Consider the following 13,081-nt stretch of genomic DNA (forward strand, 5'->3'; position numbering starts at 1 on the left):
GCTGTCAGTGACTGAAAGTGACCAGGCCACCCATTAGGGTGGCCTGTTTTTTTGTAGGCAGGATGATTTGGGTCAAACTTCTTGGGAAGGTGCGGACAGGCCCCGGCATGCATTCAGTCAGATGCCTTGAACGCCAATTGCTGTGCAAGCCACTCTCTACAAAAAAGAACGCCGCGAAGACTTATTCGCACCTTCCCTTGGCTTTGGGATCTTGGCGGCTCTTGCTAAACTCGCTCACTATCAAGGCGTTTCATTTAAGATGCTGCAATCAAGATGTTTCAGGGAAAGGAAGTGATGATACTCGAGTCTGTCTCAAAGGAGCCCAAGGGCCGGGAAAGCGCTGTGGGGCGAGTCAAAGGGTTGTTCAACCGGCGGCGTAACACGCAGGCTCTGGCCTTAAGCCTTGGCTTGGCTTTGAGCCTCGGCAGCAACGGCGTGCGGGCCGATATTAACACCGTGCCTTTGGTGGCACCCTTGTATCACGGCGGCGAACTGCTGCAAAAGCAGTTGTTTAAAGGGTTGGAGCTCAGTGTCACCACAGGGCGCGATCTGGCGATATTTTCTGTTGCCGGTATGAGCCTGGATGCCTACATTTTAACGCTGCCGCTCGATGCGCCGACCAAGGCCAGGGTCATAGCCCGGCTGTCGGATCCTTTCTACAGCATCCCCCTTGGGCATTTTCTCTACCTTTTTTACGACAGATACAGCCGCGCCGAGAACCGGGATCAGTTCCGGGATTATCTGCTGAGCCAATACAGCAAGGAGCAAATCGCGCCCTGGCAGCATTCGCTGTTCAGCCTGGAAGAGCAGGTTAAAGACAACACCGAACCGACCGCTGAAGCCAATGACAGACGCGAGGGCATGACGCTCAATCGCCAGTTGGTTGCCATGTTGGTGACTGTCTATGATCGCCTGTTCAACAATGATGACTGGGCCCTTGGCAAGATACTGCCGGAGCATTACAACTATCTTGGCGATAGCCCTGAAGATCTGGCGTTGATTGCCGACATTCAGCCGCTGATCATCACTGAGATTGGCAAGTATGTCGGCAGTCTGCCTGAGGGGGATATGCGCAGCGCCCTCGAGCTGATTATTGAAGATGGCAAGGCGGAAAATGCCGCCAAGGTAAACAACAAGGCGCAGGCGATAACCGTTACTCTTATCGACTTTGTCCGTCTCAATGTGCTCAAGGCCTATCGCCAATATGCATTACCGGCGCAGCGGGCAAAAGCCTTTTCGGCCTGGATGCAGGCCAGTCTAAAGGAAGATCCCAAGGGGCTGAGTGATTTTCTGGCAAGTTGGAGTCAACGCCCAAGAGCGGTGCAGATAACGGTAGATGGCTTGAGCCAGGGACTGATGCAGGCGTTGGTTGCACCCAATTCCGGCCCTTATCTCAAAGAAGTACTTGCCAGGGACGCGGCTTTGTCGCAACTCACGCCCGCGTCAGCCAAGGGGCGGCCGCAGCACACTCCCAAGCAGGACTTTTTGCGTCAGCTGGTGAAAAATGGCGCCACCGACCAGTACTATCTGCCGTTTTTCAAGTCACTCTATCGCCGGAGTGAGAATGGCATAGCCACAGGAGGCATCTCTTCCACGCCGACCATCAGTGTGCGCAATCTGCCGATTATCAAGACAGGTGCCGCTGTGTCCGGTAAGGGCGGCACAGGGATCCCCAATTTTCACTTTGTCGATCGCACCCGTGACCGGGCCTATTACTTTTTCGGCAACGACGCCCTGCAGCTCGAAAATCTGGTGGAGAGCCGCGGCATGCGTACCATGTTCGACCGGCTGAATTATCTCAAGACCTTAAACTGCAACGCCCAATATGACTGGAACGCCCAGACCAGTTTCGATGCCCTGGTTAATCTGGGGCTGGGGGAAGCGATCCGTGATTTTGGTGAGCAGCGCTGTCTCAATGAGTTGTCGCTGCGCGCCGAAGTCGAGAGGGACTTGCAACATAGCGTGGCGGCGGTTCGCAAGCAACTCGAGGCCTACGACAAGATGGGGGCCTGGCGGCTGTTTTCCCGCATGAGCTTGCGGGGTAAGCTCAATGAACAGCTTAATGAGCTGGCCTTGCTGAGTGAACAGGCGATGCCGGACTATCTGCTTATTTATAACCCCTGGCCGGATCATTTCGCCCATTTCAAGGGGCCGTTCAGCGACGAAATCATAGCGCCGACCGGTGAGCTTAACCGGCTCGATTACTGGCTTGGCCGTCTGGACAGGGTGTATCGGGACTCGGGTATTTATCCGCAGACGCTGTGGGGCATGGCCGGCGATCATGGTTTGGCACCTGTGTATCACACCCTTAACCCCGAACTGGTGTTGCAAGATGCGCTCAAGCAACGCGGGGTCGAGCTCAAGATAAGCAAAATCTCCTCTGATGAAGGGGAAGGCCCCAAGATAACCAACAACCTCAACCCGCCTTCACTGCATGGGGTAGACTTGGTGATAGCCTCTACCGCAGGTGGTAACTATATGCTGGACTTCTTTAACTCGGACCGAGGTTGGCAGGTGCAACCCTTGTATCAGGAGTTGACCCGTTTTAAGGTCAAAGAAAGCGAGGCGCTGGATATGGTCAGCTTGCTTGCCGATGAGTTGCAGGAATCGCTGGATTATCTGGTGGTGCGTCAAAGTGATTGCACACTTGATAGCTGCTCTGTGCGTTTGGTGGGATATAGAAACGGGCAGCGCCGAGATGAAATGATCAGTCGTGACTCGGGCGCTATCCGTTATCAGGCGCTTGATGATAAAGGCGCGCCTGAGCTGCTGGCACTGGCTCAGAGCAACCCTTATCTGCCGCCGCTGTCTGATGTTCAGTTATCGGCCAAACAACAACTGCTCGAATTGTGCTTGGGGAGTGCCAAGGGCTGCAGCGCCGAGCAGTGGCGCAATCTGGCGGCCATGAGTCCCAGACCCGATGCCGTGGTGCAGCTGGCACACCTCTATGATGAAGACAGGGCCGGCACCATCAACCTCTTCCCCAAAGAGGGATTTGGCTATAACACCCTGGTGCCGGGGCGTCATGCGGGCGAGCATTATCTGGAAAAAGATGCCTTCATAGGTTTCTGGGGCGAGCCTAGCAAACCCGGCCAGAGATTGGGGCCGCTGGATAACGGCTCACTGGCACCGACTTTGTATCAGTACCTTACCGGTGAGCAGGTCGAGGTAGGAGACAATGGTTGGGGCTATCCCTCTGTGCTTTCGAGTCTTAACTGAGATGAATTTATTATCGTCGGTGCCACAGAAACAGAGATTTTTGTCGCCATCACTGGCAAGCCTGCCATGCCTTAGGTAAGCTTGTAGCCAAGATGAATTGAGTTTTGGCCGGTGTGTTCCCCGGTATTCCGCTATGCATCCCTGGCGCCGCAGACAAAATGGCGCCCATTCACCCGAAAAATGAGTCTCTGTTGGCCCTTGGCTGACGGAGGCTGCTTTTGTTTGACAGGAGACGAAAGAGATTATGAACAAGGTTCCCATGACCCTGGTTGGGGCAGAACAGTTGCGCAAAGAACTGGATATACTCAAGTTTGATCGCCGTCCCAAGATCACCGAGGCAATTGCCGCGGCGCGTGAACTGGGGGATTTGAAAGAAAACGCCGAATACCATGCCGCCCGTGAAGAGCAAGGCATTTGCGAAGCCCGTATCCGCGATATCGAAGGCAAACTGTCCAACGCCCAGATCATTGATGTGACCAAGATGCCCAACAATGGCCGGATCATCTTTGGTTCTACCGTGACCATACTGAACCTGGACACAGATGCCGAAGTGACTTACCGCATTGTCGGTGACGATGAGGCGAATATCAAAGAGAACCTGATCTCGGTGAACTCACCCATTGCCCGTGGCCTTATCGGTAAAAATCTGGGGGATGAAGTCAATATTCAAACTCCCGGTGGCCTGGCAGAATATGAAGTTGTTGCCGTCGAATATATCTGATTGCGTTATCAAGCCGCCTCCGGGCGGCTTTTTTGTGCAAGATGGACAAAGTTTAATTTGCCCGCCAGGGCTTGAAAGGCTAGCATCCGCCCAAATAACCATTATCAATGGACACCTTGTTGCTGAAAATCATGCGCCTCTTTACCCTGCTGATCGCCATAGGTCTGCTGGGAAATGTGTATTCCGGGATTGCCTCAGATGCAACCTGGAAGGCGTTTGAACAGGCTTTGCCCGAGCTCAGTCAGCAAGATGCTGACAAAGAGCCGTTGTCCATAGCTTCATCTACCTCAGTTGGTCAGGAGTCTCAAGTCCAAGAGGCCCGGTATCACAAGTTTGGCAAGCATGATGCTAGTGGCAGAGCTGAGGTGGATGGCAAGGTTTCCCTGTCTGACTTATCCAAGTTGCTGCGCTCCGAGCAGGGCGACCAACTCTATTCTGCCCCTGGTGCTCGTCTGCGCTGTCTCAGTATGGCCGCTCAGCAGGATGTGCCCGAGCCGCCCTATGAATTGGCGTTTGAAATCGCTATGCCACCGGCGCCAGTGCTCAGCATAGGTTTTGCCGAGCAATTGCCTATCGAGCAGAATTGGACCTTAACGCACCCCGGGGCTGGTTTGCGCCTTGGGGGCTGGAAAGACGCCAACCTCCGCTATCGCTTCAGTCAGCAGGCCGCCTGACGCTCTCTTCCGGGCTTTTCTGTCCGGGTTTCACTTCATCTGTTGTCAGTCACTCCTTCATTGGATGACTGCGACTGTGATATGTGGCTTAAGCCACGAGTCGAAAAGAGAGCATAAATATGATAACTGACTCATTATTAAAGAGTAATGGCCGTGGGCGCCTGCCTAAAAAACTGCTTAATCACTACAGCGCCTGGAAATATCTGGTGTTGGTAGTCACTCTGGTGGTGATGGCGCTGAGCGCCTTGCCAACCTGGTATGGTGAAGATGCCGCGGTGCAAATTTCTCCCAAGGCTGGAATAGCCTTATCTCCGACCCAGATAGTTTCTGAACTGGCCAAGGCCGATATTCTCGTCAAGCGCCTGGACAGCAAAGATCAGCAAACCCTGGTTATTCTCAATGACGAAGGCCAACAGACACTGGCCAAGTCATTGCTGGCCAATCATGCCCAAGATCCCGCTGAGCTCACTTTGGCCTTGAGCCCGGCGGCGCCCGAGTGGCTGCTCGGCATGGGATTTGAACCCATTAAACTGGGACTGGATCTTCGTGGTGGGGTGCAGTTTCTGTTGGATGTGGATATTGCTCCTGTGTATCAGACTCAAGGCAGTTCATTGGCCGACGCCCTGCGCGCCTTTGCCAGAGAAAAGGGGATCCGTGGCTTAAGTGTGCGTCAGGGCGCTGAAGAGCAACTGACTGTGATTATGCCTGAGGCGGCTCGCGCCGAGGTGCGGCAATTTATGGCCAAGCAATACCCACTTTGGCAGGTGAGCAGCGATAACAGTCAACTCAAGCTGGTGCTGACGGAGGCCGAGAAAATCAACCTGCGTAATCTGACGGTGCAGCAAAATCTGCAGATCATGCGTACCCGAATTGAGGAACTGGGGATCACCGAAGCCTTGGTGCAGCGTCAGGGCGAGAGCCGCATCCGTATCGAGCTGCCCGGTGTTCAAGACCCGGCGGCCGCCAAGAGCGTGATAGGGGCGACCGCGACTCTGGCCTTCTATGAGGTTAAGGATAGTGCCACCGGCGCCATCTTGATTAAAGACAAGTCTGGCAATCCTGTGCCCGTGGCACGTAAACCTGTGCTGACCGGCGAGCATATTGTCGATGCCCGTGCCGGAATAGGAGAAATGGGCGCTGCAGAGGTGAATATTACCCTGGACAGTGAAGGCGGCCGCCGTATGACCGACTTCTCCCGAGGCCATATCGGCAAACCTATGGCTACGGCATACAGTGAGTACAGTCGCGATGCCGATGGCAAGGCGGTGCAAAGCAATGAAATTATCAGTGTCGCCACCATCCAGTCTGTGCTGCCGGAGCGCTTTCGAATAACCGGCGCCGGTAGTTATCAGGATGCGCAGCAATTGGCTCTTTTGCTGCGGGCCGGTTCTATGACTGCACCTGTCACCATAGTTGAAGAGCGCACCATAGGCCCGACGCTGGGGGCAGAGAATATTCACAACGGCTTTGCCGCCCTGGCGCTCGGTCTGGGGATCACCCTGGTGTTTATGGCGCTTTGGTATCGTAGGCTGGGCTGGGTCGCCAACCTGGCACTACTGGCTAACATGGTGTTGCTGTTTGGCTTGCTGGCCTTGATCCCCGGCGCGGTACTGACTCTCCCCGGGATTGCCGGTTTGGTGCTGACAGTGGGGATGGCGGTGGATACCAATGTGCTGATTTTCGAGCGGATCCGCGACAAGCTTCGTGAAGGGCGAGCATTGGCGCACGCCATTGACAAGGGCTTTGACAGCGCCTTCTCCACCATTTTCGATGCCAACTTCACCACTATGATCACCGCCGTAGTGCTCTATGCCATAGGTAATGGTCCTATTCAGGGGTTTGCGCTGACGCTGGGGCTGGGGTTGTTGACCAGTATGTTCAGCGGGATTTTTGCCTCAAGGGCGATTATCAATCTGGTTTATGGCAAGAACTTCAGCCGCGAAGTGAGGGTTTAATATTATGATTAATATGAAAAATGCAACCAAGTGGCGTTATTTCAGCAGCGCGGTTTCCGTGATTTTGATGATAGTGTCCATCAGTGTGATTGCCGTCAAGGGGCTCAACTGGGGGCTGGATTTTACCGGCGGCGTGGTCAGTGAAATCCGTATCGACAGCTCAATCGGCGCCAAATCGCTGCAACCTGTGTTGCAGCAGGCCTATGGCCAGGAAGTCAGCCTGATTGCTGCCGGTGAGCCGGGACGCTGGGTGCTGCGTTATGCCGCGCCAAGTGCCGGACAGAGTATGCCCGAACTGCCGGAAGTGTTGGCGGGTATGAATACTCAGGTGGAAGTGCTCAATACCAGCATAGTCGGGCCTCAGGTCGGCCAGGAGTTGGCCGAGCAGGGCGGTTTGGCTTTGCTGGTGGCTATGCTGTGTATTCTGGGCTATCTCTCTTACCGCTTTGAGTGGCGTCTGGCATCCGGCGCGGTATTTGCTCTGGTACATGATGTTATCTTTGTGCTGGCCTTTTTTGCCGCCACTCAGATGGAGTTCAACCTGACGGTGCTGGCGGCTGTGTTGGCCATTTTGGGATATTCACTCAACGATTCCATCATTATTGCCGACAGGATCCGCGAATTGCTGGCTGCCAAACCCAAGCTGGCGGTAAAAGACATCAATAACCAGGCGATTGCGGCCACGTTTGCCCGAACCATGGTGACATCCGGTACTACCCTGATGACCATTTCAGCGCTGTGGATCATGGGCGGAGGTCCCTTGGAAGGATTTTCCATCGCCATGTTTATCGGGGTGTTGACCGGTACCTTCTCATCGATATCAGTTGGTACTTCATTGCCGGAATGGCTGGGACTGTCCAGTGAACATTATCGGGTGACGCCTGTGACCCAGACCCCTTGATTGAAACCCGTCAATTAATACTGATTTAATCCACCGGCGCCACAATGTGCGCGCCGATGGGATACTGGCAACAAAAAAGCCACCTTAATTAGGTGGCTTTTTTGAGGGGAATGGGCTTATCTGGCCTTGGGCAGAGCGATTTTCATCTCTTCGGATTGGCGGAAGAGCACCAATACATGGCCTATCAGCTGCACCTTGGTTGCCTGGGTTTCACGGACAATGGCATCAACGATAGCGGCTTTCAGTTCTCTGTCTTCAGAGGCGACTTTAACTTTAATCAGCTCATGATGAGAGAGCGCATTATCAATTTCAGCCAGTACCCCTTCAGTCAGGCCATTGGCACCAAGCAGCACTACTGGCTTGAGGCTGTGTGCCAGGCCCTTTAGATGCTGTTTCTGTTTGGTTGTTAAGTTCATTTCTACCAACTTTTGCTGAGTTACTGTTGAAAAGCCGCTATTCTACCCTCATATAGCCCTTGTGTAACTCTCATTTGTTGCGGATTTTGAATGTCAGGTAAGAAACGTACGGCCAGTTCCACCCGTTGGATGCAGGAACACTTTGATGATCACTATGTCAAATTGGCACAAAAACGGGGGCTGCGTTCGCGGGCCGCGTTCAAGTTAGAGGAGCTGCAACAAAAAGATCAGCTGATTAAACCCGGGATGACAGTGGTTGACCTGGGGGCCGCTCCCGGAGGTTGGTCTCAGGTAGCAGCCAAGTTGGTCGGTGAAAAAGGTAAAGTGGTTGCCTGTGATATTTTACCGATGGACCCAATCGTTGGCGTCGATTTCCTTCAGGGAGACTTCCGTGAGGAAAAAGTCCTTGAGGCCTTGCTGACTCGTGTAGGGGAAGATAAGGTTGACTTGGTGCTCTCGGATATGGCGCCCAATATGAGTGGTTCAGATGGTGTGGATCAGCCCAGAGCCATGTATTTAGTGGAGTTGGCGCTGGATATGTGTCATCAGGTGTTGGCAGCCAATGGCAGTTTTGCTGTTAAAGTCTTTCAGGGGGAGGGCTTTGACGAGTATATGAAAGCAGTCAGACAAGCGTTCAAGACTGTAAAAACCCGTAAACCGGATTCCTCCAGGCCACGTTCTCGCGAGGTCTATCTGGTAGCGACAGGGTACAAGTTGTAGTACCCTGATTGAAGTAAATCTCAAGACTTTGTGAGGTTCAGTAATTGAGTGACATGGCAAAAAATTTGATTCTCTGGGTGGTCATCGCCGTGGTGCTGATGTCCGTGTTCCAGGGTTACTCCCCCTCTTCTTCGTCAGCGCAGAAGATGGATTATTCGACTTTCCTGGACGATGTTCGTAGCGGCCAAGTCAGCAACGTGGAAGTGAAAAGCGACCAACGTACGATAGAAGGCGTTAAAAAGTCCGGTGAAAAGTTCACCACCATTATGCCCTTGTATGACCAGGATCTGATCAATGACCTGGATCGTAAAGGCATCCGTATGAAAGGGCAGGAAGCCGAAGAGTCAGGATTCCTGACACAGATCTTTATCTCCTGGTTCCCCATGCTGCTGCTTATCGGGGTGTGGATCTTCTTTATGCGACAGATGCAGGGCGGTGGCGGTAAAGGCGCCATGTCCTTTGGCAAGAGTAAAGCCAAGCTGATGAGCGAAGATCAGATTAAGACCACCTTTGCCGATGTGGCCGGTTGTGATGAGGCCAAGGAAGAAGTGAAGGAGATGGTGGATTATCTGCGTGATCCCAGCAAATTCCAGAAACTCGGTGGCCGTATTCCTACCGGTGTGTTGATGGTAGGCCCTCCAGGTACAGGTAAAACCTTGCTCGCCAAGGCGATTGCCGGTGAAGCCAAGGTGCCTTTCTTTACCATCTCAGGTTCTGACTTTGTGGAAATGTTTGTCGGTGTCGGTGCCTCTCGGGTACGTGACATGTTCGAGCAGGCCAAAAAGTCGGCGCCATGTATCATCTTTATCGATGAAATCGACGCCGTTGGCCGTCAGCGTGGTGCCGGACTCGGTGGTGGTCACGATGAGCGTGAGCAAACATTGAACCAGATGCTGGTGGAAATGGACGGCTTTGAAGGTAATGAAGGTATTATCGTTATCGCCGCAACCAACCGTCCAGACGTATTGGATGCCGCGTTGCTGCGTCCCGGCCGTTTCGACCGCCAGGTTGTAGTAGGGCTGCCGGATGTTCGCGGCCGTGAGCAAATTCTTAAAGTGCACATGCGTAAAGTGCCTTTGGGTGACGATGTTAAAGCCAGTGTAATTGCCCGCGGTACGCCTGGGTTCTCTGGTGCGGATCTTGCCAACCTGGTTAACGAGGCGGCACTGTTTGCTGCTCGCGGTAATCGCCGTGTAGTGACCATGGAAGAGTTTGAGAGTGCCAAAGACAAGATCATGATGGGCGCCGAGCGCCGCTCTATGGTGATGTCTGAGTCCGAGAAAGAGATGACGGCTTACCACGAAGCCGGTCACGCGATTGTGGGTTATCTTGTACCTGAGCACGACCCTGTGCATAAGGTAACCATTATCCCTCGAGGCCGCGCCTTGGGTGTGACCTTCTTCCTGCCGGAAGCCGATGCCATCAGTGAGAGCCGCCAGAAGCTGGAGAGTAAGATCTCCGTGGCCTACGGTGGTCGACTGGCCGAAGAGATTATCTTTGGCACTGAAAAAGTCTCTACCGGTGCATCTCAGGACATTAAATATGCCACGGCCATTGCCCGTAACATGGTGACCCAATGGGGCTTCTCCGAGCGACTCGGTCCACTGCTGTATGCAGAGGAAGAGGGTGAGGTATTCCTGGGCCGCTCCATGGCCAAGTCCAAGCATATGTCTGATGAGACAGCGGCCATCATAGACTCTGAAATCAAGGCCATCATTGACCGCAACTACCAGCGTGCCAAACAACTGCTGGATGAGAATATGGACGTACTGCACGCGATGAAAGATGCGCTGATGAAGTATGAGACCATAGACTCGCGCCAGATAGAGGACCTGATGGAGCGCCGCGAAGTGCGTCCTCCGGTCGATTGGCATATGGATGACAACGGTTCTTCCAACGGTAATAACGGCAATAAAGCTGCTAAGCCTGAAGAGACTGAAGTTGAAGAGCATGAGCCGAGTGATACTGCTGCAGATTTGGGCAAACCCGGCGAGAGCCCGCTGAAATAGGCCCATTCTGAGGTTAAAGAAAACCCCGCAAGGGGTTTTCTTGTTTCTGCCGCAAGGCACAATACTAAATCCAAGAAAGATGTTCTCGCGCTTGACGCGTAAGGGAGTAATGAGTGTTTGAATTGAAGTCCGGTGCTCAGCAACTACTACTCGATGAGCCCAAGGTGATGGGGATCCTCAACGTAACCCCGGATTCGTTTTCCGATGGCGGGCGTTTTTCTTCCTTTGAACTGGCCTGCCAGCACGCCGACCAGATGGTGGCCGATGGCGCCGTGTTTATCGATATCGGCGGTGAGTCCACCCGGCCCGGTGCTGCCGATGTCAGTGTCGATGAGGAGCTTGCCCGGGTTGTCCCCCTGGTGGAGTATATTGCTGCCAAGCATCCCCAAATTTGGATCTCTTTGGATACCAGTAAAGCCGAAGTGATGAGTGCCGGTATCAATGCCGGCGCTCACCTTATCAATGATGTACGGGCCTTGCAGGAGCCGGGAGCCCTGCAAGCCGCTGCTGAGCTGCAGGTGCCTGTGTGCCTGATGCATATGCAAGGGCAGCCCAGAACCATGCAGAATGAGCCTCACTATGAGGATCTGCTCGCCGAGGTGAATGACTTCTTTGCCAAGCGTATCGAGGCCTGTATTGAAGCGGGGATCGCCAGAGAGGCAATATTGCTGGATCCGGGTTTTGGATTTGGCAAGACGCTGGAACACAATTATCATCTGCTGGCTCATTTACAAGAGCTGGCAAAATTTGATCTGCCTTTACTTATCGGACTGTCGCGAAAGAGTATGATAGGAAATCTGCTTGAGCGCAGCGTAGATAATAGATTGGCAGGCAGCCTGGCTGGCGCCATGCTGGCTGCTCAGCGGGGCGCACATATTATTCGGGTACATGATGTCGCAGAGACTTGCGATGTACTCAAGGTTATGGCTGCCAGCAAACGCTTTGGATAGGAAATGTATTTGGGATAAAAGCATTTCAAGCCAATAGGTCAGCCAACATTAGGTTTACAGTATATAGAATAGCCATTTGAAGATGGTTCTCAGTAGGAGTGAACGTGAGAAAGTTTTTTGGTACGGATGGGATCCGCGGCAAAGTCGGAGCGGGCAAGATGACCCCGGAGTTGGCTCTTAAGCTTGGCTGGGCTGCCGGTAGAGTCTTGTCCCGCAGTGGCACTCGTAAAGTGATCATAGGCAAGGATACCCGGATCTCTGGTTATCTGTTTGAGTCGGCGTTGGAAGCCGGCCTGTCTGCCGCCGGACTCAATGTGATGTTGATGGGCCCTATGCCTACGCCTGCAGTCGCCTACCTGACCCGAACTTTCCGCGCCGAGGCCGGAGTGGTTATCAGTGCATCTCACAATCCTTACTATGATAACGGTATCAAGTTTTTCTCCACAGATGGCAGCAAGCTGGATGACGAGTTGGAACTTGAGATTGAAGCCGAGCTGGAAAAGCCTCTGGTTTGTGTCGAGTCGCATCTACTGGGGAAGGTCTCCCGTATCGATGATGCCGCCGGTCGTTATATCGAATATTGCAAAGGTAACTTCCCAGCGGATCAAACCCTTGCCGGACTCAAGATAGTGGTGGACTGTGCTCACGGCGCAACCTATCACATTGCCCCCAATGTGTTCCGTGAACTGGGCGCCGAGGTAGTGACCATAGGGGATAAGCCCAATGGCATCAATATCAATGATCAAGTAGGTGCGACCTCCATGACCAAGATTTGTGAAACCGTGGTCAGCGAAGGCGCCGATCTGGGTATAGCCCTCGACGGTGATGGCGACCGTATCATGATGGTCAATCGACAAGGTGACATTATAGACGGCGACCAGATCCTCTATATTCTTGCCTGCGACGCGCAAAAGCGCGGCATCCTCAAAGGCGGGGTTGTCGGTACTCTGATGTCCAATCTCGGGCTCGAATTGGCGCTCAAACAGCTCAATATCCCTTTTGCCCGTTCCAAGGTCGGTGACCGCTATGTAATGGAACTGCTGAAAGAGAAAGATTGGCGCATAGGGGGGGAAAACTCAGGTCATATCCTCAATCTGGACCATGGCACGACTGGAGATGGTATAGTTGCAGGTATTCTTGTGCTGGCGGCCATGCGTCGTCACAACGCCTCACTGGAAGAGTTGACCGAGTCGATGCAGATGTTGCCCCAGGTCCTTATTAATGTTCGCTTTGAAGGCAACTCAGATCCGCTGGCGTCGCAACTGGTACAAGATGCCCAGACTCAGGTTGAGTCGCAACTTGGCGAGCGTGGCCGGGTACTGCTGCGTAAATCCGGAACCGAACCTTTGATTCGGGTAATGGTGGAAGGGGATGATGAAGCCTTGGTGCGCGCCCATGCCGAAACCATAGCCGCTGCAGTCAAACAAGCGGTTTAAACTGGCATTCTTTAGCTTAATTAAAGTAAAATTAATAACTTAAGCTGGAATTGTGAGCGATTTACTGAGTGTGAGCATAA

Annotated in this window: 10 protein-coding genes; 9 read left to right on the plus strand and 1 reads right to left on the minus strand. The window is 53.3% G+C overall.

The window, feature by feature from the left end:
• Positions 1–294 precede the first annotated feature (294 nt).
• The 5 genes from AYI96_RS13870 (at position 295) to secF (ending at position 7,470) form a co-directional block, all read left to right on the plus strand.
• Positions 295–3,219, plus strand: coding sequence for an alkaline phosphatase family protein (locus AYI96_RS13870; protein WP_144361822.1), 2,925 nt, complete (start codon positions 295–297; stop codon positions 3,217–3,219).
• A gap of 244 nt (positions 3,220–3,463) precedes the next feature.
• The gene (gene greA / locus AYI96_RS13875) at positions 3,464–3,940 is read left to right on the plus strand and encodes a transcription elongation factor GreA (protein WP_039033631.1); all 477 of its coding nucleotides are present in this window, start codon (positions 3,464–3,466) and stop codon (positions 3,938–3,940) included.
• Positions 3,941–4,047: 107 nt separating this feature from the next.
• Positions 4,048–4,614, plus strand: coding sequence for a hypothetical protein (locus AYI96_RS13880; RefSeq protein ID WP_144361804.1), 567 nt, complete (start codon positions 4,048–4,050; stop codon positions 4,612–4,614).
• Between the two features lie 119 nt (positions 4,615–4,733).
• Positions 4,734–6,569, plus strand: coding sequence for a protein translocase subunit SecD (gene secD / locus AYI96_RS13885; protein ID WP_144361805.1), 1,836 nt, complete (start codon positions 4,734–4,736; stop codon positions 6,567–6,569).
• A 4-nt stretch (positions 6,570–6,573) separates the two neighbouring features.
• Complete coding sequence (gene secF, locus AYI96_RS13890) at positions 6,574–7,470, plus strand: protein translocase subunit SecF (protein ID WP_409928946.1); 897 nt, start codon at positions 6,574–6,576, stop codon at positions 7,468–7,470.
• A 116-nt stretch (positions 7,471–7,586) separates the two neighbouring features.
• Here secF and yhbY read toward each other — a convergent pair whose 3' ends face one another.
• A complete protein-coding gene (gene yhbY, locus AYI96_RS13895; protein WP_025009926.1) occupies positions 7,587–7,886 on the minus strand; it encodes a ribosome assembly RNA-binding protein YhbY in 300 nt (99 codons plus the stop codon).
• Positions 7,887–7,976: 90 nt separating this feature from the next.
• Between yhbY and rlmE the strand changes: the two genes are divergently transcribed.
• The 4 genes from rlmE to glmM all read left to right on the plus strand — a co-directional run bounded on the left by rlmE (position 7,977) and on the right by glmM (position 13,001).
• Complete coding sequence (rlmE, locus tag AYI96_RS13900) at positions 7,977–8,606, plus strand: 23S rRNA (uridine(2552)-2'-O)-methyltransferase RlmE (RefSeq protein WP_025009927.1); 630 nt, start codon at positions 7,977–7,979, stop codon at positions 8,604–8,606.
• 44 nt (positions 8,607–8,650) lie between these two features.
• Entirely contained in the window at positions 8,651–10,615 is a 1,965-nt protein-coding gene (ftsH, locus tag AYI96_RS13905; RefSeq protein ID WP_143078337.1) for an ATP-dependent zinc metalloprotease FtsH, read from the plus strand.
• Between the two features lie 113 nt (positions 10,616–10,728).
• Positions 10,729–11,565 (plus strand): dihydropteroate synthase, encoded by an 837-nt coding sequence (folP, locus tag AYI96_RS13910; protein WP_039033633.1) that lies wholly within the window; start codon positions 10,729–10,731, stop codon positions 11,563–11,565.
• A gap of 98 nt (positions 11,566–11,663) precedes the next feature.
• Positions 11,664–13,001, plus strand: a complete 1,338-nt coding sequence (glmM, locus tag AYI96_RS13915) for a phosphoglucosamine mutase (RefSeq protein ID WP_039033634.1) — start codon at positions 11,664–11,666, stop codon at positions 12,999–13,001.
• Positions 13,002–13,081: the final 80 nt, after the last annotated feature.

This window comes from Shewanella sp. MSW (assembly GCF_007636515.1).
Lineage (GTDB): Bacteria > Pseudomonadota > Gammaproteobacteria > Enterobacterales > Shewanellaceae > Shewanella > Shewanella indica.

Coding starts and splice junctions, on each gene's coding strand:
- AYI96_RS13870 (WP_144361822.1), top strand. CDS start 295: ATGATACTCGAGTCTGTCTCAAAGGAGCCCAAGGGCCGGGAAAGCGCT.
- greA (WP_039033631.1), top strand. CDS start 3,464: ATGAACAAGGTTCCCATGACCCTGGTTGGGGCAGAACAGTTGCGCAAA.
- AYI96_RS13880 (WP_144361804.1), top strand. CDS start 4,048: ATGGACACCTTGTTGCTGAAAATCATGCGCCTCTTTACCCTGCTGATC.
- secD (WP_144361805.1), top strand. CDS start 4,734: ATGATAACTGACTCATTATTAAAGAGTAATGGCCGTGGGCGCCTGCCT.
- secF (WP_409928946.1), top strand. CDS start 6,574: ATGATTAATATGAAAAATGCAACCAAGTGGCGTTATTTCAGCAGCGCG.
- yhbY (WP_025009926.1), bottom strand. CDS start 7,886: ATGAACTTAACAACCAAACAGAAACAGCATCTAAAGGGCCTGGCACAC.
- rlmE (WP_025009927.1), top strand. CDS start 7,977: ATGTCAGGTAAGAAACGTACGGCCAGTTCCACCCGTTGGATGCAGGAA.